The organism is Halobacillus campisalis, from assembly GCF_030345335.1.
GTDB classification, from domain to species: Bacteria; Bacillota; Bacilli; order Bacillales; family Halobacillaceae; genus Halobacillus_A; species Halobacillus_A campisalis.
This window is the reverse complement of sequence record NZ_JAPVRC010000005.1, coordinates 236,181-260,058: the sequence shown is the minus strand read 5'-3', so window position 1 is coordinate 260,058 and position 23,878 is coordinate 236,181. Positions and strand designations below refer to the sequence as shown.

The following is a 23,878-nucleotide window of genomic DNA, read 5'->3' as shown; positions in this document are numbered from 1 at the left end:
TAAAATATTTTGTCGTATTTATACTACTGTTCGAAGCGCTGTTCTTAAGTATTTTAGGAGAGCGCTTCTTTTGTTTTGAAGAAAAATTACTATATTAGAAAGTTTTAACACATACGATTCGGGTTATGTTTAATCATACGATCAAAATGATCAAAATGAATTAGGAGGTTAGCCTATGTCGGAGAGAAAAGTGAAAAATCGCTGGTTAATTGCGCTCGGCGCGGTCGGTATACATATTTCGATTGGTTCAGTGTACGCTTGGAGTAATTTCACTGGCCCTCTTGGAGAAGAGTTTGGCTGGTCATCTCAGCAAGTTCAGCTAACATTCAGTATTGCCATTTTATTCTTAGGTTTATCGGCTGCGTTTCTAGGCTGGTTTGTAGAAAAATATGGACCTAGAGTTGCAGGGATCACTGCCGCTGTCTTTTTCGGTGTGGGAGTATTCGGCTCAGGTTTTGCCATTCAATTGGAATCTTTATGGGCGTTATACTTTTTTTATGGAGTATTAGGAGGAATTGGCTTAGGAGTAGGCTATATAGCTCCGGTGTCTACACTCGTCAAGTGGTTCCCGGACCGGAGGGGTCTTGCGACAGGAATGGCCATCATGGGATTTGGTTTTGCCGCGGCCATAGCTAGTCCTGTCATGGATTGGCTGATTGGTTCAACTGGTATAGCTATGACTTTCTTTATATTGGGAGCAAGTTATTTTGCTATAATGATATTATCTTCTTTATACTTATCGAGGCCTCCTGAAGGTTGGACGCCAAAAGGGTATAACCCAGAAGAAAATAAAGACGTAGAATCTCAGGATTTAGCAAATTTACGTGCTAAAGAAGCGGTGAAAACGAAGCGTTTCTATTACTTATGGATTATGTTGTTCATAAATATTACGTGTGGCATTGCCGTGATTTCTGCAGCGAAGCCGCTTGCGGAAAATAGTGTAGGAATGAGTACGGCTGCTGCAGCGACACTTGTAGGAATCATGGGAGTATTCAATGGACTCGGACGGATCGGGTGGGCTTCGGCTTCCGATTACATCGGCCGCTCAAATACGTATATTATCTTTTTTGCATTACAGATTCCTTTATTCATTTTCTTGCCTATGACTAGTTCAGTCGCTCTGTTTGTCATATTTTTCGGGGTGATTTATACATGCTATGGGGGAGGATTTGCTACTCTTCCTGCCTTTATAGGAGACTTATTCGGTACAAAGGAACTTGGGGCGATCCACGGTTATATTTTGACGGCCTGGGCAGCTGCAGGTCTTGCTGGTCCTCAATTTGCCGCGATCATGAATGATGTAACCGGAAGTTATTCAAGCAGTCTCATTTACTTCTCCGGTTTGTTTGCCATCGCTCTTGTCGTATCTATCCTGACTAAAGTGGATGTCAGGAAAAAACAATCTGATATGAAAAAGGCACAAGCCAGCTGATTTAGGTTGAATAACTAAATAGCTGTTAGACTCTATCACGGGTCTGAATCAACTGGACTGTATGGTCCAAAAGAAAGCTGTTCCTTCCCTTAAGGTGCAGCTTTCTTTTTGCAGGCGGTTCAAAACTTGATAAACTACTAATAACTTATAAATAAGTGGGTGATTTCCATATTGAAAGTGCTTGGATTTTTCATGCTGGTTTTTATGACAGCCGCTTGTCAGCCCGGAGAGGAACAAAGAAATAACGGGGTGGATCAAAGTCGAGACTTCACTGAGGTGGCAGTTGATTTAGAGTCTCCGTGGGATATTGAACATGATGAAGGAAGTTTTTTTATAAGTGAGCGTGAAGGGACGATCGCACTTGTAGTAGATGGACAAGTCGAAAGACAATCGGTCGAGACAGAAAGAGAAATTACTCAGGTTGGGGAAGGTGGGCTGCTTGGCCTCAAGCTTCATCCTGATTTTTCGTCGAATCAACAGGCTTACGCTTACCATACTTATGAGGATGGCGGGCGGACAATGAACCGTGTCGTCGTTCTGGAGTATGAAGGAGGACGATGGATAGAACAAGAGTCTCTATTGGAAGAGATACCTGGCAGTAATTTTCATAATGGCGGAAGGATAGCCATTGGACCGGATGAAAAGCTATATGTAACGACGGGGGATGCTCAGGAAGAAAGCTTAGCTCAGGATCAAAACAGTTTAGCAGGGAAGATCTTAAGATTGGAGCTGGATGGGGACATTCCGGAAGACAATCCCGAGGAAACTTCCTATATGTATAGTTACGGTCATAGAAACCCACAAGGGATGACGTGGAATAATGATGGGGAGATGTTCGCTTCTGAGCATGGACCGACCAACCACGATGAAATCAACCTAATAGAGCCCGGTCAAAATTATGGCTGGCCTGACATTGTTGGTGATGACTCAAAAGAAGGGATGCAGCAACCGCTTTTTCAAACTGGAAATAACACGTGGGCACCTTCAGGAATCACCGTTTATGAAGATTCCATATTTGTAGCAGCCTTGACTGGTCGAGCTCTTTATTCTCTTGATATGGATGGGCAAAATTCAGAAACGGAAGCTGAAGGGTTCGGGCGTGTAAGAGATGTTGTGGAAGTGGATGGTTCTCTTTATTTTATTACTAACAATACGGATGGTCGTGGAAATCCAGAGGAGCAAGATGATCAGCTCGTCATGTTTCGGCCATAATACAAAAACGCCGGAGGTTGACCGGCGTTTTTGTTTATTCTTCTGATATGAATTTGCCGTGGACGAAGGCCATAATTGCGAAACAGACGAAGGCGATGAGCAAAATGGTACCGCCGACGATAAAAAAGATTAGGTTGAGCGTTTCAATGCCTTCGATAGGTTGTGTATTATAAAGCCACATTCCTGTAGTCAGCCCAAAGACTCCGATAAAAGAGCTCCATACATGAAAGGAGGCCAGTTTAGATGTTTTTGGAATAGAAAATACTTTATAAAAAATCGCAAAAGCGAAAAGGGATAACCAGCCGACGACTAGAATATGAGCGTGCACGGCACTAAGCTGGGAGCCTCCGCCCCCAGCCATGTGGGACCCCATAAATGAACCGATTAATGCGTAAATAGCTGATACCCGTACAAAAAATCTCGTTCGATCCAAAAAAATAACCCCCAAATATAGTTCATCTCCCGCTATTATACAAAAACATTGGATTAAAAGAAATACAAGAACCGGCTTACATTCCTTTGGAAAGAATGGATTTTTCCTATATGATGAAGGTAATCATGGTGAAATGAAGAGGAGAGATATTATGGAACAACGTTTGAATATACTTTCTACATACTTGAAAAATCAGGACATAGAGGTTGCCTTTTTAAATTCTCCCGAGAACTTTTTCTACTTGACCGGATTTTTGACAGACCCGCATGAGCGGCTGTTAGGTCTGCTAGTATTCCAGGAGCATCATCCCATTGCAGTCCTGCCGAAAATGGAGGAGGAGCAGCTCCGGGATTCAGGATGGTCTTATGACGTGATTGGTTACTCAGATCATGAAGACCCCTGGACTCTTATTGGTGATAAATTAAATGAAATCAATATAAAACACGTGCATAAAGCAGGAATTGAAAAGCAGGTGCTTTCTTATGGCCGCAGTGAATCTTTCTTAAACCTCTTCTCAGGAGCATCAGTGGCAGACTTGGAAGCACAGCTGAACGACATGCGTGTAGTCAAAGACCAGCAAGAAATAGATTATATCCGTGAAGCTGCACAATTAGCTGATTATGGTGTTCAAGCCGGGTTAGAAGCTTTAAAAGAAGGAGTTACAGAAATGGAGGTGCTGGCTTCCATTGAGTATGAACTTAAGAAAAAAGGTGTAAGCGCCATGTCTTTTTCCACAATGGTTCTATTCGGTGAAAAATCAGGCCACCCCCATGGCAATCCTGGCGACCGGAAACTTAAGAAGGGAGACTTTGTCCTCTTTGACTTAGGGGTCGTTTGGAAAGGGTACACGTCAGATATTACTAGAACGTTTGCTTATCAGGCGATTACTGATGAACAGCAGGCTATTTATGAAACGGTTAAACAAGCTCTTGAAGCTTCTTTAGCCATAAGTAAGCCAGGTACACGGATCGGGGACCTTGATTCAGCAGCCAGAGAGGTTATCACAAAAGCAGGATACGGTCATTTATTTCCACATCGAATTGGTCATGGTCTCGGAATCAACGTTCACGAGTTCCCATCAATGAGTCATTTAAATGATGGAGTGTTAAAAGAAGGAATGACTTATACGATTGAACCTGGCATTTATGACCCGAACATAGGCGGGGTCAGAATAGAAGATGACGTGCTCGTTACAGAAAGCGGCTGTGAAACACTCACAAAAACACCTACAAAACTTAACATCGTCCAGTAAGGAGGGAAGGTCTGAAATCAGAACGGCTGATTTCAGGCCTTTTTTTATGTTCAAAGCATGATCATCAAAAGTTCGACATCCTTATACGCCTCCAGACCTAGTCTAAAATATATCTCAGGCTCATTATGGAAAATCTACGATCTCGATATGATTGAATCAGGAAATAGATAAGGAGGGAAACATGAAATGAAGAAATTTTTGCTTTTTGTAGCGGCTCTCATTGCCCTTGCAGTTCTTCTAGCAAATTTAGGGCCGATGATTCTGCTTGGAGTCAGCGTCTGGCTGCTTTATGTAGTATTTAAACAATTTACTAAAAGCGAATCAACTGCCGGAAAGATTGGCTGGGTCATCCTCGGTTTGATTATCTTAAGCGTGGCGGTATCTAATATTTATGCCGTTGTCGGACTGGCTGCAGCTTATGCGATTTATTGGATCTATAAAAACTGGACAAGCACTAAAGCGGAAGATACGCAAGTGCAATCAAATGATCCGTTCACTAATTTTGAAAAACAATGGGCAGAATTGAACAAATAATAAAGGAGAGTTTAAAATGGCTAACTTATTTACACGATTAAAAGATTCAATTTCAGCGGATTTCCATGAAGCATTGGATCAAAAAGAAAAGAAAAACCCGATAGCAATGCTGAATCAATATTTGCGGGAAAGTGAAAAAGAAACAGAGAAAGTTCGTAAGCTTGTAGAACGCCAATATCGCTTGAAAGATGAATTTGCTCGTGAATATCAGAAATCTGAGGACATGGCTGCAAAACGCAGACACCAAGCAGAGATAGCTCAGCAAGCGGGTGAAGATTCAATGTATGAATTCGCTGTAAAAGAACAGCAGGAATATGAGTCACGAGCGGAAAGGCTGAAGGTTTCCCGCCTTGAATCTATCGAGCAGCTGGAAACATTGGAAAGAAAATATGAGGAAATGAAGCATAAATTGAAGGATATGCACCTAAAGCGTATGGAGGTAATGGGACGAGAAAATATAGCAAGAGCCCACCACCGTATGGATCAAGTAATCGAAGATACAGCGGACAAGCCATATTCTAAATTTGCGGAGATCGATAGGTATATTGAAAACTTGGAATACAAAGTAAATAGTTCTTACTACCGCAATACGTTCGATAGTAAAGTGGCGCAGCTTGAGAAGGATATGAAGAAGGAAGAGAAGGTTACGACCCCGTAATAAAAAATGGTATGATAAAAGGCGCAGTGAAGTCTGCGCTTTTTATCATAGTTTCTGTTAAATCACAGAAATGAGAGTGTTGCGGATAGCTGTCATATCAATGAGAATCTATAGAATCGTTTAATATAGCTTTTACATATAGTTGATACACTTAGTATCACTAAAAGAGAGCAAGCATCTTAGAAAGGGGGGAGCATCTTATGTTTAAGAGAATGTCTACAGATACAGTAAATATTATTTTACTCATAGGTGCTGCCCTCCTCGTGCTGGAAGTTGCTTTTTTTAATGGTGGTTTGATATTTTCCGTGATTTTTTCCGGTGTGCTCCTTTACTTTGGGTGGAAAAATTATAAAAAATTAATATGGAAAATTGTATTCTGGATCGGGGCTGTCAGTTTATTTGTTACGGTCATTAACATGATGGCTGTTCGCTTTCTTATCATCGCTGTGCTTGTGCTTCTGATCCGACATTATTATCGATCAAAAAATGAACCAGAACGAATAGAGCCAGTATTCTATGAAGATATTCCTGAGTCAGAGCTTGATCCTATTGTAAAGCAGAAGTTCTTCGGGGATGAATCTACTCCTGAAAGGTCGTATAAATGGCGGGATATCAATGTCCAAGGTGGGTTTGGAGATCGGGTAGTCGACTTGAGCAATACTGTACTGCCACAGGATGAAGCCGTTATTTCAATCCGGCATTTCATTGGTGATGTCAATATCTATGTTCCTTACGAAGTGGAGGTTTCCATTCAACATAGTGCTATCTTTGGCCGTGCAGCCATTTTTCAGTTCAGAAATAGAAAATTGATGAATCAAGTCATCGACTACAAGACTCCAGATTACGCGGTGAAAAAGCCCCGGGTGAAGATCATCACCTCCATTTTGTCTGGTGATCTTGAGGTGAAGCGCATATGAGCAGGTGGCAAAAGCAAATCGTTGTCAACGTACTTTTAATTATTGTCCTTGCTGTACTTTTAATTACAGTTACGTTCTTCGCTTTTCCCCTGCAAAATTGGTCAAAATTGTGGACGCTTGAAATACTTGATTTACCCTATATCATTTTTGTGTTGGTGATGAGCGTAAGTGCGGGTGTCATACTGGGCGGGGGCCAAGCATGGATCGATTCACGGAAATTCCATTATATCGAACATCAGCTGGATGCGATTACGAAAGGAAATTCGGTGTTGAACGAAACCGAATCGAGAAAAGAATTTTCGCTCATTGAAGAGAAAATGAAGCAAATCGAAGACAAATTTTCTGAGCAGGCTGAAACCGCTCAGCGCCTTGCAACCGAGAGGGCCAAAGAACGTGAAAAAAGTCTTCAAGAGGTAGTTATTCAAGAGAGGAACCGTCTCGCCAGGGAATTACATGATTCAGTGAGTCAACAGTTGTTTGCAGCTTCAATGCTCATGTCTGCTATTAATGAAAATAAGTCTATAGAAGAGAATGGAGACTTGAAAAATCAACTAGCTATGGTTGAAAATATGGTCCATCAATCCCAATTGGAAATGCGGGCTCTCTTATTACATTTGAGACCTGTAGCACTGAAAGGGAAGTCTTTATCAGAAGGATCTGAGGAATTACTTGCAGAACTAACTCAGAAGGTTCCGATGCAAGTGGATTGGACTGTTGAGCCATTGACCCTCGATAAAGGAATTGAAGATCAGCTGTTCAGAATTTTACAAGAGGCCGTATCCAATACATTAAGACATGCCAAAGCAGAGTCGCTCCAGGTTATGCTGATCAGGAGAGACGGGTATATCATTCTAAGGATTGTTGATGATGGTATCGGTTTTGACGTGGAAGAAGCGAAAGCCAGCTCTTACGGCATGCAAAATATGAAGGAACGAGCCATCGAAATTGGAGGCACGCTTAAAGTAGTAAGTTTAGAAGGCGAAGGAACGAGACTTGAAGTGAAAGTTCCGATTTTATTGAAAGGGGGCGGCCATATTGATTAAAGTACTGTTCGCTGATGATCATGAAATGGTTCGTATCGGGGTATCCGCTTATTTATCTTCTCAAAACGATATTGACGTAATTGCTGAAGCAAATGATGGGGGAGAAGCTGTGGACCTGGCCTTGTCGCATCGACCGGATATCATCCTGATGGATCTTGTCATGAAAAAAATGGATGGGATCGAAGCGACGAGACAGATTATTGAGCGATGGCCAGAAGCTAAGATCATTATTGTTACAAGCTTTTTAGATGATGAAAAGGTATATCCGGCACTGGAAGCAGGGGCCACGAGCTATATGCTGAAAACATCAAAAGCTGAAGAGATCGCACGAGCGATCAGGCAAACGTATGATGGCCAATCGATTCTGGAGCCTGAAGTTACCGGAAAGATTATGAATAAAATGAGGACAGGGTCTGATGCGCCTCTTCACGATCAGTTAACTGCACGTGAGAAGGAAATTTTATTGCTGATGACGGAAGGGAAAACGAATCAGGAGATTTCTGAAGAACTTTTTATTGCATTAAAAACAGTGAAAGTGCACGTAAGTAATATTCTAGGGAAATTAACTGTGCATGATCGGACGCAGGCTGTCATTTATGCGTTCAAACATAATCTTACAAAATAGCCTTTACCTGGCCTCAGGTAAAGGCTATTTGCTCATGAGTACCCAAATAAACGCAAGGATCAATACTAGATAAAATATCAGCAGCTTTTTATAGACTTTTTTCACAGGACCACCTGCTTTTTTAACGTTTTCTTCTATCCTATGCTTCAACAAATGGTTCAATGATGGTCCGGCTTGATTTGCTCAGTTTAGGGAATAACAACAACTAAGAGGTGAGAGAAATGAAATGGAAAAATCCTTTATTTGAATCTCCGCTTGACTTCGGGGACATATCTAATAGATCTGAAAAAGAAAAATTAGCGGAGGCCGTAAGCTCTAAAGTGAAAGATGGAGATGTCATTGGTGTAGGATCCGGTTCTACAGCAATGCTGGCCATTAAGGCTATTGGTGAAAGAGTGAACCGGGAAAAGCTGCAAGTAAAAGCTGTCCCGACATCTAAAGAAGCTGCATTCACATGTGCCTATTATGGCATCCCTGTTTCCTCATTGACGGAAGTCAAGCCTGATTGGGGGTTTGACGGAGCTGATGAAGTGGACAGTAATAAAAGACTGATCAAGGGGCGCGGAGGCGCAATGTTCATGGAAAAGCTTGTCATAGCAAGCTCCCCTAAGACGTATATCCTTGTTGATCAAAGTAAATTTGTTTCGAGACTGGGGGAAAAAGCTGAAGTTCCAATAGAAGTGGACCCGAGGGCGATCCATCTCGTTGAAGAGCAATTGATCGAACACTGTGAACCGACTTATGTACATTTGCGCAAGGCCGCTGCTAAAGATGGCCCTGTCATTACAGAAGCGGGAAATGTAATCTTGGATGTAAGATTCCCAGATATTCCTCATACTATGGAGAAACAACTAAAATCTTTTCCAGGAGTTGTAGAAACGGGCCTTTTCATTGGTTATTCCGTGGAAATTTTATATTTATGAGCCCATTTATCCAATAATCATTGGTATGTTCTCATACTTTTTCTATAATAGAAGTATATCCTTCCATCACAAAGGGGAATCACTATGGGACTTCCAGTCAATTTAACGTACGAAGATGAACGATATCCTCATATCATTCTGACTCCAATCGGAAAAAAGAACAAAGCGATTCGATCAATCGGACATAAGTTTGAACGCGGTGTTCTTTCTAGATTGAATGAAGCAGTCGGCACGTATGTTAATGAAAAAAAGATGGATTTAAAGAATTTACACTTGTTTTTGAATATAAAGGGGCAGACTGTTCTGCCAGTTTCGTTTCTTAAAGATGAGACGCTTCATCCTTATTTCATCAGACCTGAATTTTTTCTTTGGAACAGTGTTTCCAAAGAACATGGGCTGCCCTTGAAAGATGAATATCTATATGAAACCGACTTCACGCGATTATCGTCTGAACAGCTTGAATATCACGTTCGTGAAGTGATCGATGATTATATGTTTATAGCGGACATCAGTTCAGAGGAAAGAGAAGAGTGGCTCACAAGGATCGTCCACTCCTTTCATGCTCATCCTATCGTGTTACTTGCTCACGAAAAGAAAAACGTCATTCAGGCTGTAGAAACCATGAACCAATCGGCGCTTTTATCCGTCCTTAAATATCCAGAGGATGTATCCTTTTGGAGGCACCGGGTAGAGATTGTCATGCGTCCTTTCCGTGCTTTACCTGATCAATGGCTGAATAGTCGAAGTACAACTTGTCCTCACCAAAAAGATTTGCAGTTTCACTCTGGTCAAAAGAAAATTTGTTGTTACTGTGAGGTATGTGATTATCAAGTGTTTTACTTCACTGATCATGATAAAGTGCTGCTCGAAGAAGAATTCGACCCTGTAAAAGCTGGAAAAAGAATAAAGACGATTCATCAACAATTTAACGACATAGCCGATAAGAATACTGATTTACTTTATCAGCTGCGGCAATTATCTTTTTTAAAGGAAAAATTCATTCCTTATCGTAACAAGTTGGACGAAGCTTTACAGATTGCTCACTTGATCAAACGATATAAACATGACGAGCCATTCGTCACGACTGATACGATTCTGGATATGTATGAAAAATTGAACCATTCCGACCTGCCTATTGAGTCGTTTGAGTCCAATCTCATCTGGCTTGCTCATATTAAGCTGGCCGACGTCTCTATGGTGAAGCAGGTGGAAGGATGGGTGGATAATATACCAGAAGATATAGAACTTGCACTGGACCAGCTTTTACAAGAACTAAATGAGAGGCTCAGTCAAGTCGTTTATCAGGAAGATGATATTATCATCACGATTAAAGATCGCTCACTTGATTATGCTTCTGTCCAGCAAATGCTTGATCTAATCCATTATTATGGCACAGATTATCCCGCACATACGCTTGTACAAGTTCTTGCGGGGAAATCGACGAATAAACTCCGCAGGCTTCATCTTCATGAAACACGCTGGTTTGGCCTTTTGTCAGACTGGCCGGAAAAATATATCCAGCGATTATTTAAGCAGCTGGAGAACCAGGGCTGGCTGATGAAGCAGAGCAAGGGTTATTCAATCAGTCAATTCGCAGAAGAAGTGATGTAGCAAAAAGGAAGGGAGTCTTCAACAGCTCCCTTTCTACATAAAGACACTATAGAACGTATGGGAGGTACAATTTATGAAATCGATTTTCCATTTAGCACTCGAAGAAAAATTTCATCAGCTGCACCCCGAACTACAAAAGAAATTCGGAATTACAAGTCAACAAAATATTATGGTCCTCGGCCAAGGGAGAATGACAGAAATAAGGGGTACTCCTCTTATGTTACGCCCTTTCTTGAATATCGGCGCAAAAGACCACGTCATATTTGGAGAAAGAGGGAAAGAGGTGCCGTTCACTTTAGAAAATTATGCGTACGAAGACGATGACGGGCGGGAGGCGCTGAGTTATATCCGCCGCTTCTTTTTCCCATACGCGATTCGTGGTTTTGACGCAGCGATGTATTACGATGAACAAGAACAAGCCATAGTAGACCGCTTAGGTAAATCTTCTTTATTATCTACCGTCATGGATGTAGATGTGACGAAAGAGGGAGGATTGCTCATGCATTCTCGTAAGACTAAGGTATTGGATTCTTTATCGATTAAGGGGCCGCGAACCTCTTTATACGAGCACTATGATGAAAAGGAACAGGCTTTTCGAGTTCACGTCCACGTTGAACATCCAATAATCGGAACGGTCTTAATGTATGAAGGGCTTGTCCACACTGAAATCCTGCCGATCACATCGAACCACATTCCTGACCGGGGGATACTGACTTAAAAAGAGGTGAACCATATTGAAAGAAGATGGATCAAAAGGGAACGAACATGTTCATACGGATTTTCGAGAGAAGATGACTTATGGAGAATATTTGAAACTGGACCCTCTTCTCTCTTCACAGCACCGGTTATCTGATCATCACGATGAAATGCTTTTTATCATCATTCACCAGGTTAGTGAGCTCTGGATGAAACTCATTCTGCACGAATTACAGGCCTCTGTTCTTTCTATACGAAAAGGTGAAATGCAGGAAGCTTTCAAAATGTTATCGCGAGTCTCTACGATTCAGACTCAGATTATTCACGCGTGGGATGTGCTTTCCACACTGACCCCGGCAGAATATATCCAGTTTCGGGATAAACTCGGTCAAGCATCTGGATTTCAATCCTACCAATATCGGATGGTCGAGTTCGCTCTCGGTTATAAAACCCCGCACGTCATAAAAATTTATGAAAAAGATCGTGAACTACATGAGGAATTAAAACAAGCTTATGAAGCCCCGAGTTTGTACGATGCAGCAATAGAAAAACTCGTCGAAGCAGGTTTTCCGATCAATCCTTCCCTTACGAATAGAGATTATACTGAAATTTATCAAGCGGACCCTAGTGTGGAACAGGCTTGGGCAGAAGTGTACAAAAACACTGATCGATATTGGAACCTATACCAATTAGCTGAAAAGCTTGTAGATATTGAAGATTCTCTGCAGCAGTGGAGATTCAGGCACATGAAAACAGTAGAAAGAATTATTGGCCATAAAACGGGAACGGGAGGGTCTTCGGGGGTAGGGTATTTGAAAAAGGTACTCGACCACCGTTTTTTCCCAGAACTATGGGATGTTCGAACGAAAATATAAAAAAATCGATTGTTTATAACAAATTTATTAATTCCCTATTACATTTGTGTTACACTATGATTTGAAAAGATCATGATTAAAGAGGGAAGAAAATGAATTCATTTAATATATATCTATCACTTCTTAGTGTAGTACTGCTGACGGCCTGCTCATTTATCATTGCGGATGCTAATGATCAAAAAGCCTCGTCATCTCAAAAAAAAGAACCTTATGAAATAACAACTAAAGAAGAAACTGAAAAAATTGAAGAGTACCATGTGTCTATTGATTATCCGCAAACCCCAAACGATCAAATCGATCAGTCGATTATCGACTTTGTGAACCAGAGTAAAGAGAAATTCAAAAAAATCAGTTACAAAGCGCATGAAAAACAAAACAGTGACGTCACACATGAATTTAGTGTGTCTTATGATGTTCTCTACGAAGATGAACATGTTTTTGTTGTGAAATTCAACCAGTCTATTATTACAGGTGACAACTCTCCTGTGAATTTTGATTCTGTTTTGAATTTTGATAAGTCGAAAGGGAAGCGGCTTGCATTAGAGGACATTTTCACAAAAGATGAGCAGCACGTAAAACACTTGACTGAGCTGGTGAATGAAGAATTAAGCGGGCGTGCGGAGCTTGCGGTTGATGCCGGGAATTTCACAAATGTAGCTCTTAAAGGTGACCGTATTGAAATTTACCTCCATTCAGACTCCGGTGCTGAAGAGGATTTGATAAAAATCTCTAAGATACATCTAGAAGATATGATGCGTTCTAAATATGCAGAGATTCAGAAGTCATGGTTAAAAGAAAAATAATAATGAAAATCCTGAGACAATTTCGTCTCAGGATTTTTTTGGCTTCGTTTAATGAAGTTGATAAATAGGCGCTGATTGAAGAATACGCACAAAATCTTCCACCATTGCACTGGCAGTGGTGCGTTTCCCCGCACCAGGTCCACGAAGCGTAACAGAGCCTACTAAATCTCCTGAAACGGTGATGGCATTATCTACTCCATCTATGGAGTGAAGTCCGTGGGAAGCGGGGAGGGCCACAGGTTTCACTTGAGCAGACAATTCCCCGTTAATCAGCTCAAGCGCGGCTACATGACGTATTCTTTCCCCTTTTTGTGCAGCTTCAGTTAAATCTTCTGGTGAGATTTGGGAAATGCCTTTAAGAGGAACATCTGACCAGACGGGCTGTTTTTTATGGAGCAATTGACTGAGGATCATTAACTTGTAAAAAGCATCATGTCCTTCAATGTCATTGGCCGGATCAGCCTCTGCGTATCCTTTATCTTTCGCTTCCTGTAAAGCCTCGGAAAAACTTTTTCCGTCTTGCTGCATCGCCGTAAGGATATAGTTGCTTGTCCCGTTAAGAATGGCTTCTACCTTAGTTATGTTGTTGATTTGAAGGAGGTGGGATAATGTGCCGATGATCGGTGTACCGGCAGCAGTTGTCGCTTCGTATCCAATTCCGACATCATGGAAATCAGCGACCTCCAATATATCTTCCCCGTGCGCGGCAAACATCACTTTGTTAGCGGTCACTACATGAATTCTTTCATTTAACGCTTGTTTGATATATGAATAACCGGGCTCTTGGCCGATGGTGGCTTCAAATATAACGTCAGGCTGCTGCTCAAGAATCTGTTCGAATCGGTCTGTGACCAGGGTTTCTGTTCTGACCGGGCGGCTTTTGTTCATGTCATTCACAAGAATACCGACCACCTCTACCGGGCGCCCGAGTAAATGTTGTAAATCTTGTTGTTTCTCTTCCAGAATTTCATAAACACCTTGGCCGACGGTGCCGAATCCTAATAATGCTGCTTTAATCGTCATGATGGTTCACTGCTCCTTCGTTGATTTTCTCTTGCATCCATGATCCCCACTGATTGAATTCCACTAAAAAACCATCATGTCCATAATCAGTCAGAACATGGTGGTGCTCGCTGCCTGGGACATGATCGCTGAATGTTTCAATTAGTTCTCTTGGGTAAAGTAAGTCGTGCTGAAAGCTTATCGTATAAAGTTTTGCTTTGAACTGCTTTGCTGCTTCCTGTAAAGACCCGCGGCCTCGGCTGATGTCGTGGTGGTTCATTGCTTCTAATAAATATAAATAGCTATTCGCATCAAAACGCTCTTTGATTTTTTCCCCTTGATAATCCATGTAAGACTGAATGTCGTAAAGGGAGTCTTTTTGATGGCGATCAAATCTTTTCTGGAAAAGCGTTCCGCTTCTATAAGTGACCATACCTGCCATTCGGGCTATCTCAAATCCTTGAAGCTGGGCATTATCTTCGTAGAAACCGCCATTGAATGCTGGATCGTCTTCTATGGCACGTGCTCCGATATGATTGAAGGCAATCCCATAATCACTTAAGTAGGGCGTGGCTGCAAGGACGTACAGCTGTTTCATGAAGAAGGGATAAAGAAGTCCCCACTCCAGTGTCTGCATGCCTCCTAAAGATCCTCCAATCACTGCGTGCACTTCTTTAATTCCAAGAACGTCCAGGGCCTTGTGCTGCGCGTGTACCATATCCCGTATGCTCACTTTAGGAAAGTTCTGACGGTAAGGTGCTTCCTTCGAAGGATCCATACTCGCCGGACCTGTAGACCCGTGGCATCCTCCCAGGACGTTAAAGGTGATGACTTGGAATGATGTAGTGTCAATTGGGCAATCGTCCCCTATGAGCCCTTTCCACCACCCAGGGCTTTCTTTTGAGCCAACAGCGAATTGGTTTCCCGTCAGTGCATGGCAAATGAGAATGACCGGTGCACCTTCTGGGCCAAACCTTTCATAAGCCAGCTCAACATCGGTAAGAGTGTCGCCATTTTCTAAGGTGAAAGCCCCAATCGGTACTTTCGTGGGAGTTTGCTGGTTTGTAATATTTTTAATAGACATAGTCGGACTCCCTCCTCTATTTTAATTTCGTCATTTGAAAAGATGGCATATAAAAAGCCCTCTTCTTAAATAAGAAGAGGGCTGGTATTTAGGTTCCTCCTCTTATCTGTCAGATCATCAAAGATCTGTAGGAATTAGCACCTTTTCAAGCCGTTGCTTGAAGGTTGCCGGGCGTCACAGGGCCTAGTCCCTCTGCCACTCTAGATAAGAGTTATTCAGTTTAGTCGTGTCTTAAAAGGTATGTTTCGAATTATAGAATGAGAAGCACATATTGTCAAACTATTTGTAAAAGTGAACAGGACGTTTGAATGGGTGGATTGGTGGGAAGTATCCATAGTAAGACAACGTTAAAGGAGAGAGAATTTATGAAGGAATATAGTGTAGCACCAAATAAAGACGTAACAGGCTGGATCGTAAAAATAGAGGATATCGCTCCAACAGATGAGTACGATGAAAGAGATACTGCTTTAGAAAAGGCTAAAGAAATGGCTGAGCAAAACAAGCCAAGCCGTATTCTAGTTCTGGATCAGAACCACGAAGTAGAAGAAGAAATCAAATATTAAATTGAAACACCATATAAAAACTCCCTTCGTCGGGAGTTTTTTTTCGGCCAAAAATATGGCAGGATGCAGCCTTAGTTCTGGATAATTAACTAAAAAAGCGTTAATCTGAACATAACAATCTTAAGGGTGGGCACAGGATGAAGCAGCAATTTGATGTCATAATCGTAGGTGCGAGAGTAGCTGGATCAAGTTTAGCGATTTTATTAGGGAGAATGGGAAAGCGGGTCCTTCTTCTGGATAAAGCTTCTTTTCCGAGTGATACTCTTTCAACACACCATTTATCAAACGTTCATTATTTAGAGCAACTAGGCGTACTGGATGAAGTGGAGGCTTCGGGCTTAAGAAAAATCAAACGTATGCGTACATATATTGGTGATAGTTTTGTTGAAGGACCACGGCATTCCTATACACTTATTCCTAGACGTGATCTCCTGGATCATGTGCTCCTGCAGAAAGCAACTTCATTTCCCGATGTAGAACTTAGAGAGGGGTATCAGGCTGTAGGATTGCTCAAAGATGAAGGTAGAGTAACTGGCGTAGAGGCTGTAGACGAAAAAGGAGACAGACATCAGCTGAGATCTGCCCTTGTAATCGGAGCGGATGGGAGAAATTCTCAGATAGCTAAGTGGGCGGAAGCTGAAGTCTACGGGGAGCATTCAGCCGTAAGACCAGTATTCTACGGTTACTATCATCACGTACGGCCGTTGATCGAACCAACAACAGAAATTTTCTTAAATGAAGGACGCATCGGATTCCTTTTCCCTATGGAGCCGGGAATGGATTGTCTGGGGCTTGAGATACTTCCTGATGAGTTCCAGGAGTTTGCTAAGAACCCTCATTTATTTGAGAAGACATTCAAGCAGTTTTATGGAATGAAGGAAAGACTTGATGGGGCTGTCCTTCAAGGGAAAATCATTGGTACCACGGGCGTGCCTAATTTCTTCAGACAGACTGGAGGAAGGGGATGGGCGTTAGTAGGTGACGCTGGCCACAGCAAAGACCCAAGCACAGGATTAGGTATTAATGATGCTCTCATGCAAGCTTTCCAATTAGTGGATGCCATTCAATCATGGGAGGAAGGGACCGATTGGGAAGAGGCGCTGCAAGCTTTTCAAAAGAGACGTGATGAAAAATTGGGGCCAGGTTATCGACTGACTCTGGACTATATCCAGACACGCCGGGCATGGACGAATAATGAACAGGCTCTTTTTCAGGCGATGGCTGCTAATCCGATGGTCTGGAACAAAGTTGTGCCCCACCTGCCTGGGCTTCTGAAAGAGCATTCTAAAGGGATTCCCGAGTTGTATGGATCTGCGGAACATGAAGCGGTTAACTTTGGATTTCAATATTCATGAAAGCGAGGGAGCTAAATGGAGTGGACGAAGGAATCAGCCTTTCTAAAACTGCAGGAGATTTATACTGATAAATTGATGCAGGATGAGAAGCGCAGAATTTTTCAACAAGTTTATCGACACTTACATGGACATTTGGATGATTTAGCGGTGAATACAGGATTGAAGGAAGAAGCTGAAAAACAGCTGAAATTTTTCAAGGAATATACCTTTATGCCGGGCGATAACTTATTTCAATCGATGCGTTATGTTTTCCTGTTGGCTCGAGGGGAGAAAGAAGTAAATCCGCAAGAAACCGAACGGCAGTTGAACAGAATATACCGATCGCTTTTCCAGCCCGCCGGCTTGAAAAACCCTTATATCCCAGACTCTTTTTGGTCCACACCTTTAGGGGCAGCTTGTCTTGTTGCCCAAGAAGGGGTAGAGGCAGTTTATCCAATTTTGGATGAAATCGTTGAAGACGAAGAAGATGAATGAATACCAAAAGGCTCAGTCATCTTTCGACTGAGCCTTTTAAATGTTTATTTAAGTTGTTCAACTAAAGCTCCCTATATTGGAAGAGTCAGTTTCGAGATGTTTGTATGAGGATATGGTGGCTTTAGAAAACGGATCGCTTTCCGTGGGCATGTGGTGAGCTTCCTCAGGCTTCGCCTTCCGGGATCTCACCTACCATGTACATCCCACAGGAGTCTCACCGTTTTCTAAAGCCACCATCCGATTAAAAGGTGCTCGAAACTACACCAAATTTAAAATAGTAGTTACTGATTGAAAATATTAGATAAGACGATGTGTCCCAGAAAACTGGCCATTTCCCGGACCTTTTTCTCTTTTGAGGATAACGGAAACATCTTAAGCGGTACTTCATAAAAAATAACTGTTTAATGATAACCGCGAGACTGTTGTTTATGAGTAGATGCTTGAAACTTCTTAAAATGTAAACTATAGCACTGGAGTTTAATGCCCTACAATTAGTAAGAAAGTTCTTATCTAAGTGGTTTAAAGAATCACTTCTATATCTGTAGTGAGGGGCGGCGGTAAACGTTTGTACAACAGAGTTTTTTCTTCTCGTTTCTTAGTTCCGTCACTCACTTTAAATGAGGTGGTTTTAGGAATGGGTGAGACTCCTGTGGGAAGAGAGTGATTGGTGAGATCCCGGAAGGCGGCAGCCTGAGGAAGCTCACTGCACTCCCACGGAAAGCGAGCCCATTCCTAAAACCACCTTCCTCTCATCACGATGACGGAACAGCAGACTTCCACCAGAGTAAAGCGAGTAGTTTCCAATATCCTGCCATATTTTTCACTCTCTCTATATCCATTACCCAAATTCTCTCTTTTCAGATTCCGATATTTAATAAAACATTTTATGTGAACGAATTATACTTTGCAGGCACGCTATTAAATTTGGAAAAAGGTGCGAATCTGTCCGCTTACCCCTTTGAATCTATCTTCTTCCTCAAGGTTTGAAAGCATACCTTTTATAACGGCCAGTCGCGGCTGTTCCTTCTGGATCTCTTCAAGCAGTACGCTGATCGTTACTTCTATATCCTCATTAGAATCTGTTTTCATTTCTCTTAAGGTTTCCACAATCGTGTAAAGCTGGTTGTAATAATAATCCTCCGGAATTACACGGTTCATAATGTCATCATTTATGACTGGTTGGTCACCGGTTCGATTGAATCCTTCCACAAGGTAGTCAGCGCGTCTTAAAATGGATTCACATAATTGTTCCACATCCAGCTCCACACCTTCGATGATAATCAAATCGAGATAGGCTTTGAACATCCCTTGCATTAATAAGGTCACTTCCCATATGGTCTGATCGATGTCTTTGCCATAAATCGCAAGCAGATTTCTTTTGTAGAATAAATAAGAATTAAAACGCATGTGCTGCATAAAATCTTCAATATCTTTATTGAAGGGAATAGCTTGCTCACGGATTTGCATGATGATGAAATCACGGTGCTTGATGATTTCCTGGTACGTCACTGTTAGTTGCTTGACGAATTTCGTGCGAGGATCTAAATCCGTAGCTTGTATTTCATCAGATTTTAGCTGGATTTGTCTTGAATAATGATTGAACACCTCTAACAGCAGGGCATCTTTAGACTTGAAATGTAAGTAGAAAGCCCCTTTTGAGATATCGCATTCATTCGCGATTTCTTGTACAGAAGTGGTGCTGTACCCTTTCTTGGCAAAAAGTTTGATAGCATTTTCGATGATGAGTATGGCTTTATCTTCCATATTATAAGCTCCTTATATAATAATAACCTTGTATCTTCCACACGATAAATGACTAATTGGTCATATGCAACTTGTCTACGTGACTGAGTAGTCAATCGGGGAGAGGTGAATGAAATCAGGTTATTAATTTTTCAATGAATAATAATTGTACTGTATAGTAAATCACGATTAGTATAACCATAGCAGGTTTATACGCAGGATTAAATATGAAACTAGAAACAATTCAGGATATAGAAACTCCGTTCATAAGTGTGGCAGCTATATTTTAAGGAGCCGCACCCGTAGGAGTGGTGAATGAAATATTGGAACAAGATCAGCAAATTATTCGGAGCAGGAACAGTTAGATCTACTTCTGATCAACATCCGCCCAATCAGCTTGTATGTAATGCCGATCTGTCGTTGATCTTAGAAGGTGTTCTTTTTTGTGGAAAGGGAAAGCTTTTGTAAGAGATGGAAGGGAGGTCTTTTAATGGAACATCACGATATCATAATTATCGGTGCGGGGTTAACAGGAATTACTGCCGCAAGAAGACTTGAATCAGAAGGAAAACGCGTTTTGCTCGTTGATAAAAGTAAAAGTGTGGGAGGAAGGCTGGCCACGAGGCGTGTAGCCAAAGGAAAAGCTGATCATGGAGCACAATTTTTTACTGTGAGGTCAGATGAACTGCAAAAGGAAGCAGCCGATTGGCTGAATAAAGGCTGGATTAAGCATTGGTTCGGGGAGGATTATCCGAGGTACACCTCTGTGAATGGAATGAATGGACTGGCTAAAAAGCTTGCTCAAGGACTGAATGTAAGGCTTGAAAGCAGGGTGTCTCACATAGCGAGTGATGGGGCTAAATATACAGTAGTTACGGAAGATAAGGAGGAGTGGGAATGTGAAAGGGTGTTGATCACAATTCCGGTACCGCAGACCGTAGAACTGTTGGAAAGAAGCAGCTTTTCTCTGGATGACTTACAGAGTATCGACTTCCAGCCTACTTATGTAGGGATCTTTCAGTTTAGAAATTTTACAATGCTGCCTTCTTCCGGCCATGTAGACAAACAGCTCCCGGAAGGTGTGGAGAGAATAGTAGACCATTATAAAAAAGGAATTTCAGATGATGTCATTGTCAGTGTATATATGACGGCAGCGTGGTCCAGCGAACACTATGGCGAGGAAGAAGTGTTGGATAAAATTAAAGAGCAGGCGGGCGGATTTTTTCAAATGGAAGATTTAGTTTCTGAGCAATTGAAGAAGTGGCGCTATGCTCAAGCTGCTCAGACTTTTCCGCATTCGTATCATCACGTAAGCGAAAGGCTGCTCACTGCAGGAGATGCTTTTCTTAGACAGGATGATGCTTCCGGGCGTACCCGGTTTGAAAGTGCTTATTTATCTGGGTTGGACGCAGCTGGTGCTTTCCTTGGCTCTTAGGGAGACTGAAAATATAACAAGATTATCAATTTCTAATTAATCAAATGAAAGCTTCAATATAGCCAAAGAAAAAAAGGAGTGCATCTCAAGCAGCTGGTTGGGATGCACTCCTTTTATGTAAACCCATCAACTCGCCCTTGCTTCATATTTCTTTAATCGTTTCATGCGTGAGATCGTGTAGACCGCTAACCCTGACCAGATCAAAGTAAATGACACGGCATGCACGGCAGTAAACGGCTCATCATACAAAAATACACCGAGGATGAGCATGATCGTAGGTGCGAAATATTGTAAAAATCCGACCATTGATAAAGGTATCCGTTTTGCTCCTGCAGCAAATAACAGCAAAGGAATAGCAGTAGCGACACCTGCCCCGAAAACGAGGAGAGTCGACCGCGATAACCACTCCACTTGTTCATAGGCGTCTTTAAACCCTAACAAGTATATTATTGCTATTGGTGAGACGATCAAAGTTTCAATCATTAAACCAAACATAGCATTAAGAGGTACTAACTTTTTCAGGAGACCGTACATGCCGAAACTGAACGCCAGCATTAAGGCAATCCAAGGAACAGAGCCGAAATGAACGGTCATGTAAACCACGCCGCTTCCTGCCAGTATAAAAGCAATCCATTGGGGACGTGTAAATGTTTCTTTCAGCACAAGCATGCCGAGAAGAATACTGACGAGCGGATTAATATAATAGCCTAAGCTGGCCTCTATAACATGATTATTATTGACACCCCATATGTACGTCAGCCAGTTGATGCTGATCATGATGGCAGCAAGAGTAATTCCGATCAAACTCCGTTTCGTCTGCCAGACCTGTTTCGCTTCTTCAAAAAACTGGCGTCTTTTATTTAAAAATAGAATAACGATCATCATAAATGCTGCCGACCAAACAATTCTGTGGGCAAGAATTTCGAAAGGGGAAATGTGCTGTAACAGTTTCCAGTAAATCGGAAGAAACCCCCATAAGATATATGCCCCTGTAGTATAGAGAACGCCCAGTTTATTTTCATCTCGCATAAGTCAAAATCCTTTCTTCACTTCCTAATGTTAGTTTAGCCATCTAAAGAAGTGATGGAAAGGAATATGTATTAGAATGGAAAAAAAAGACGCTGGAGTCAGCGTCTTTACTGTTGATCGGTTTGTTCTTCATTTACTTCATCTGACTCAGGAATATGCCGAACTTCATCGGTATCGCTGTAAGCAATCTTCTTCAATGGCTTTTTAGCAGGCCCTTCCATAACATGACCGTCATAGGAAAAGCGTGAGCCGTGGCATGGGCAGTCCCAGCTGTGTTCTGCACTGTTCCACTCAACTTCACAACCCATGTGCGTACACGTAGTGTCCAGCACATAAAGTTCTCCATTCTCATCTTTATAGGCACCTGCTCGTTCGCCTTTCCACTGAATAACGGCTCCTTCACCTTTAAGCAGAGCTTCGGGTCTAGTTCCGACGAGCTCTAACTTCCCTTCGACTAGATGAGAAGCGACATCTATATTGCTTTTCATGAACTCTTTAATGCTCGGATCTGCTTTGAATCTGGACGGCGCAAATACTCCGTGATAGAGAGATTCCCTGCCCATAATATAGTCAGTGAGCAATTCACCAGCGACCCGGCTGTTCGTCATCCCCCATTTTCTGAAGCCGGTTGCCAGATACACTTGTTTGTTGTTTTTACGTATAGGCCCAACGTATGGAATCTTGTCCAATGTCGTCAAGTCTTGCGCAGACCATTGAAAAAGTTTGGTTTTAATACCAAAAGTACGATTCGCGAATTCTTCCAGTGCCCGGTAGTGGAAGGAGTTGTCTCCACCCTCTCCCGTCCGATGGCTTTCTCCGCCGATCAATAAAACGGTCTTCCCTTCAAATTCGATGGAGCGGATGGATCGCTTAGGTTCATCAACGGATAAGTACATGCCGCCTTTCCACTCATTCTCAGGCTCAATAGCAATCACATAGGAGCGGTCAGCATGCATGCGGCTGAAGTAGAATCCTTTACCATCATGAAAAGGGAAGTGCGTACAAATAACTAGTTGGTCACACGTTACGTCTGCTTCTTGATCGGTTTTTACAAGGACGTTCTCGCCTTCAATAACTTTCACAGCTGTAGTCTGTTCATACACCTGGCCACCCAAATTTAAAAACTCTTCGAGAATAGACGATAAATAGAGAAGAGGGTGAAATTGTGCCTGATTGCCCATCAGCAGTACACCAGTCTCATCAACTGAAAATGAGAGGCCAGTAAGAGATTCTTCTGCGACTCCTAGTCTTCTATAAGCTTCCCGTTCTTTTTCTAGCTTCTGGGCTCCTTCTGCAGTCGTTGCATACAATATTGCAGGCTGTCTTTCCCATTGGCAGGAAATATTAAGCTCCTGAATATCTTTTTCCATAGAAGAGATTGCATCATTTTGCGCCTGAAGGTACAGCGCGGCATGTTCTTCTCCGAAGTGGTTGATGAGCTCGTTGTAAATCAGTCCGTGCTGGGCTGTTACTTTAGCTGTTGTATGCCCGGTCGTTCCGTTAAGGATAGAGCTTGATTCAATTAAAGTGACGTTCTTTCCTTCTTTTGCAAGTAAATAGGCAGTTGTGATCCCTGTAATCCCGGCTCCTACAACGACGACATCTGTTCGGATGGATTGGCTTAAGGGCTCAAAGGAAGGAAGTTTGCTATTTTTGTTCCAGAGTGGTTCGGGGTGTGTCCAATCTAATTTGTTATCCATAAATAACCTCCTAATGGTCACTTTTTTTCAGTTTGTCCAATAGAAGGAAATTCATGTAAGGGATATGTTGATGGCATTTTATGGAGTATACTTTTACATAAAGCGATGTTAAAGGTGTTTGTTGATAGTGAGTTATTCAACAATATGGCAAGATTGTGGAAGACTTGATTTTGAGGTAAGCTGGGTTCGTTGCCGTATTGAGAGTCAGGGGTTGTTGGGGAGCTACTCGCTTTCCGTGGGAGTGCAGTGAGCTTCCTCAGGCTTCGCCTTCCGGGATCTCACCAATCACTCTTATCCCACAGGAGTCTCGCCCATTCCTAAAACCACCTATCTTATAGTAAGAGACGGAACTAAGACATGAGAAGCAAAAACTCTCTTGTACCAACTTTTCCGCCGCCTCTCACTATTGATGTGCTTCTCGAAATCGCCTGGATAATCTGAATAAGAACTATCTTACTTATAGTGGGAGCATTAAACTC

The 23,878-nt window shown here is 42.1% G+C and carries 23 protein-coding genes and 1 riboswitch; of the genes, 17 read left to right on the top strand and 6 right to left on the bottom strand.

The features are described 5' to 3' along the window. The first annotated feature begins 175 nt into the window (after window positions 1–175). The gene (locus tag O2Q26_RS12670; protein WP_289216246.1) at window positions 176–1,432 is read left to right on the top strand and encodes an L-lactate MFS transporter; all 1,257 of its coding nucleotides are present in this window, start codon (window positions 176–178) and stop codon (window positions 1,430–1,432) included. A 177-nt stretch (window positions 1,433–1,609) separates the two neighbouring features. Further along, window positions 1,610–2,644 carry a PQQ-dependent sugar dehydrogenase gene (locus O2Q26_RS12665; RefSeq protein ID WP_289216276.1) on the top strand — a complete coding sequence of 345 codons (1,035 nt, stop codon included), beginning with the start codon at window positions 1,610–1,612 and terminating at the stop codon, window positions 2,642–2,644. Between the two features lie 34 nt (window positions 2,645–2,678). Here O2Q26_RS12665 and O2Q26_RS12660 read toward each other — a convergent pair whose 3' ends face one another. Further along, the gene (locus O2Q26_RS12660) at window positions 2,679–3,077 is read right to left on the bottom strand and encodes a hypothetical protein (protein ID WP_289216245.1); all 399 of its coding nucleotides are present in this window, start codon (window positions 3,075–3,077) and stop codon (window positions 2,679–2,681) included. A 151-nt stretch (window positions 3,078–3,228) separates the two neighbouring features. Between O2Q26_RS12660 and O2Q26_RS12655 the strand changes: the two genes are divergently transcribed. From O2Q26_RS12655 to O2Q26_RS12605, 11 genes are all read left to right on the top strand, one after another. Next, the gene (locus O2Q26_RS12655) at window positions 3,229–4,329 is read left to right on the top strand and encodes a M24 family metallopeptidase (protein WP_289216244.1); all 1,101 of its coding nucleotides are present in this window, start codon (window positions 3,229–3,231) and stop codon (window positions 4,327–4,329) included. Between the two features lie 186 nt (window positions 4,330–4,515). Further along, window positions 4,516–4,863, top strand: a complete 348-nt coding sequence (locus O2Q26_RS12650) for a lmo0954 family membrane protein (protein ID WP_289216243.1) — start codon at window positions 4,516–4,518, stop codon at window positions 4,861–4,863. Window positions 4,864–4,879: 16 nt separating this feature from the next. Continuing rightward, a complete protein-coding gene (locus O2Q26_RS12645; protein WP_289216242.1) occupies window positions 4,880–5,521 on the top strand; it encodes a PspA/IM30 family protein in 642 nt (213 codons plus the stop codon). Window positions 5,522–5,721: 200 nt separating this feature from the next. After that, window positions 5,722–6,438, top strand: coding sequence for a cell wall-active antibiotics response protein LiaF (liaF, locus tag O2Q26_RS12640; protein ID WP_289216241.1), 717 nt, complete (start codon window positions 5,722–5,724; stop codon window positions 6,436–6,438). Beyond that, a complete protein-coding gene (locus O2Q26_RS12635; RefSeq protein ID WP_289216240.1) occupies window positions 6,435–7,481 on the top strand; it encodes a sensor histidine kinase in 1,047 nt (348 codons plus the stop codon). Before liaF ends, O2Q26_RS12635 begins: the two co-directional genes overlap by 4 nt. Next, entirely contained in the window at window positions 7,474–8,106 is a 633-nt protein-coding gene (locus O2Q26_RS12630; protein ID WP_289216239.1) for a response regulator transcription factor, read from the top strand. Before O2Q26_RS12635 ends, O2Q26_RS12630 begins: the two co-directional genes overlap by 8 nt. Before the next feature lie 221 nt (window positions 8,107–8,327). Next, a complete protein-coding gene (rpiA, locus tag O2Q26_RS12625) occupies window positions 8,328–9,029 on the top strand; it encodes a ribose 5-phosphate isomerase A (RefSeq protein WP_289216238.1) in 702 nt (233 codons plus the stop codon). 84 nt (window positions 9,030–9,113) lie between these two features. Then, complete coding sequence (locus O2Q26_RS12620) at window positions 9,114–10,640, top strand: RQC-minor-2 family DNA-binding protein (protein WP_289216237.1); 1,527 nt, start codon at window positions 9,114–9,116, stop codon at window positions 10,638–10,640. 73 nt (window positions 10,641–10,713) lie between these two features. After that, a complete protein-coding gene (locus tag O2Q26_RS12615) occupies window positions 10,714–11,358 on the top strand; it encodes a DUF4166 domain-containing protein (RefSeq protein ID WP_289216236.1) in 645 nt (214 codons plus the stop codon). A 16-nt stretch (window positions 11,359–11,374) separates the two neighbouring features. Further along, window positions 11,375–12,211: a tryptophan 2,3-dioxygenase gene (gene kynA, locus O2Q26_RS12610; RefSeq protein ID WP_289216235.1), complete on the top strand. Its 837-nt coding sequence runs from the start codon at window positions 11,375–11,377 to the stop codon at window positions 12,209–12,211. Between the two features lie 92 nt (window positions 12,212–12,303). Further along, window positions 12,304–13,014 carry a hypothetical protein gene (locus O2Q26_RS12605; protein WP_289216234.1) on the top strand — a complete coding sequence of 237 codons (711 nt, stop codon included), beginning with the start codon at window positions 12,304–12,306 and terminating at the stop codon, window positions 13,012–13,014. A 48-nt stretch (window positions 13,015–13,062) separates the two neighbouring features. Here O2Q26_RS12605 and O2Q26_RS12600 read toward each other — a convergent pair whose 3' ends face one another. Both O2Q26_RS12600 and metX read right to left on the bottom strand, forming a co-directional pair. Next, window positions 13,063–14,037 (bottom strand): homoserine dehydrogenase, encoded by a 975-nt coding sequence (locus O2Q26_RS12600; protein ID WP_289216233.1) that lies wholly within the window; start codon window positions 14,035–14,037, stop codon window positions 13,063–13,065. Further along, on the bottom strand, window positions 14,027–15,100 hold the full coding sequence (gene metX / locus O2Q26_RS12595; protein WP_289216232.1) for a homoserine O-acetyltransferase MetX: 1,074 nt from the start codon (window positions 15,098–15,100) through the stop codon (window positions 14,027–14,029). Before metX ends, O2Q26_RS12600 begins: the two co-directional genes overlap by 11 nt. Before the next feature lie 99 nt (window positions 15,101–15,199). After that, a riboswitch (SAM riboswitch) is annotated at window positions 15,200–15,311 on the bottom strand. A 154-nt stretch (window positions 15,312–15,465) separates the two neighbouring features. On the opposite strand from metX, the gene O2Q26_RS12590 reads away from it, so the two are divergent. The 3 genes from O2Q26_RS12590 to O2Q26_RS12580 all read left to right on the top strand — a co-directional run bounded on the left by O2Q26_RS12590 (window position 15,466) and on the right by O2Q26_RS12580 (window position 17,492). Beyond that, on the top strand, window positions 15,466–15,663 hold the full coding sequence (locus O2Q26_RS12590) for a DUF2188 domain-containing protein (RefSeq protein WP_253935002.1): 198 nt from the start codon (window positions 15,466–15,468) through the stop codon (window positions 15,661–15,663). 137 nt (window positions 15,664–15,800) lie between these two features. After that, entirely contained in the window at window positions 15,801–17,018 is a 1,218-nt protein-coding gene (locus O2Q26_RS12585) for an NAD(P)/FAD-dependent oxidoreductase (RefSeq protein WP_289216231.1), read from the top strand. Window positions 17,019–17,033: 15 nt separating this feature from the next. Continuing rightward, entirely contained in the window at window positions 17,034–17,492 is a 459-nt protein-coding gene (locus O2Q26_RS12580; RefSeq protein ID WP_289216230.1) for a hypothetical protein, read from the top strand. Window positions 17,493–18,410: 918 nt separating this feature from the next. Here O2Q26_RS12580 and O2Q26_RS12575 read toward each other — a convergent pair. After that, window positions 18,411–19,256: a TetR/AcrR family transcriptional regulator gene (locus tag O2Q26_RS12575; RefSeq protein WP_289216229.1), complete on the bottom strand. Its 846-nt coding sequence runs from the start codon at window positions 19,254–19,256 to the stop codon at window positions 18,411–18,413. 469 nt (window positions 19,257–19,725) lie between these two features. On the opposite strand from O2Q26_RS12575, the gene O2Q26_RS12570 reads away from it, so the two are divergent. Further along, window positions 19,726–20,670, top strand: coding sequence for an NAD(P)/FAD-dependent oxidoreductase (locus O2Q26_RS12570; protein WP_289216228.1), 945 nt, complete (start codon window positions 19,726–19,728; stop codon window positions 20,668–20,670). A gap of 126 nt (window positions 20,671–20,796) precedes the next feature. Here O2Q26_RS12570 and rarD read toward each other — a convergent pair whose 3' ends face one another. Then, the gene (rarD, locus tag O2Q26_RS12565) at window positions 20,797–21,699 is read right to left on the bottom strand and encodes an EamA family transporter RarD (RefSeq protein WP_289216227.1); all 903 of its coding nucleotides are present in this window, start codon (window positions 21,697–21,699) and stop codon (window positions 20,797–20,799) included. Window positions 21,700–21,806: 107 nt separating this feature from the next. Next, a complete protein-coding gene (locus tag O2Q26_RS12560) occupies window positions 21,807–23,399 on the bottom strand; it encodes an FAD-dependent oxidoreductase (protein ID WP_289216226.1) in 1,593 nt (530 codons plus the stop codon). Window positions 23,400–23,878: the final 479 nt, after the last annotated feature.

Excerpts from the sequence above, each read along its gene's own strand:
- O2Q26_RS12670 (WP_289216246.1), top strand. The coding sequence starts at position 176 with ATGTCGGAGAGAAAAGTGAAAAATCGCTGGTTAATTGCGCTCGGCGCG.
- O2Q26_RS12655 (WP_289216244.1), top strand. The coding sequence starts at position 3,229 with ATGGAACAACGTTTGAATATACTTTCTACATACTTGAAAAATCAGGAC.
- O2Q26_RS12650 (WP_289216243.1), top strand. The coding sequence starts at position 4,516 with ATGAAGAAATTTTTGCTTTTTGTAGCGGCTCTCATTGCCCTTGCAGTT.
- O2Q26_RS12645 (WP_289216242.1), top strand. The coding sequence starts at position 4,880 with ATGGCTAACTTATTTACACGATTAAAAGATTCAATTTCAGCGGATTTC.
- liaF (WP_289216241.1), top strand. The coding sequence starts at position 5,722 with ATGTTTAAGAGAATGTCTACAGATACAGTAAATATTATTTTACTCATA.
- O2Q26_RS12635 (WP_289216240.1), top strand. The coding sequence starts at position 6,435 with ATGAGCAGGTGGCAAAAGCAAATCGTTGTCAACGTACTTTTAATTATT.
- rpiA (WP_289216238.1), top strand. The coding sequence starts at position 8,328 with ATGAAATGGAAAAATCCTTTATTTGAATCTCCGCTTGACTTCGGGGAC.
- O2Q26_RS12620 (WP_289216237.1), top strand. The coding sequence starts at position 9,114 with ATGGGACTTCCAGTCAATTTAACGTACGAAGATGAACGATATCCTCAT.
- O2Q26_RS12615 (WP_289216236.1), top strand. The coding sequence starts at position 10,714 with ATGAAATCGATTTTCCATTTAGCACTCGAAGAAAAATTTCATCAGCTG.
- O2Q26_RS12605 (WP_289216234.1), top strand. The coding sequence starts at position 12,304 with ATGAATTCATTTAATATATATCTATCACTTCTTAGTGTAGTACTGCTG.
- O2Q26_RS12600 (WP_289216233.1), bottom strand. The coding sequence starts at position 14,037 with ATGACGATTAAAGCAGCATTATTAGGATTCGGCACCGTCGGCCAAGGT.
- metX (WP_289216232.1), bottom strand. The coding sequence starts at position 15,100 with ATGTCTATTAAAAATATTACAAACCAGCAAACTCCCACGAAAGTACCG.
- O2Q26_RS12590 (WP_253935002.1), top strand. The coding sequence starts at position 15,466 with ATGAAGGAATATAGTGTAGCACCAAATAAAGACGTAACAGGCTGGATC.
- O2Q26_RS12585 (WP_289216231.1), top strand. The coding sequence starts at position 15,801 with ATGAAGCAGCAATTTGATGTCATAATCGTAGGTGCGAGAGTAGCTGGA.
- O2Q26_RS12580 (WP_289216230.1), top strand. The coding sequence starts at position 17,034 with ATGGAGTGGACGAAGGAATCAGCCTTTCTAAAACTGCAGGAGATTTAT.
- O2Q26_RS12575 (WP_289216229.1), bottom strand. The coding sequence starts at position 19,256 with ATGGAAGATAAAGCCATACTCATCATCGAAAATGCTATCAAACTTTTT.
- O2Q26_RS12570 (WP_289216228.1), top strand. The coding sequence starts at position 19,726 with ATGGAACATCACGATATCATAATTATCGGTGCGGGGTTAACAGGAATT.
- rarD (WP_289216227.1), bottom strand. The coding sequence starts at position 21,699 with ATGCGAGATGAAAATAAACTGGGCGTTCTCTATACTACAGGGGCATAT.
- O2Q26_RS12560 (WP_289216226.1), bottom strand. The coding sequence starts at position 23,399 with ATGGATAACAAATTAGATTGGACACACCCCGAACCACTCTGGAACAAA.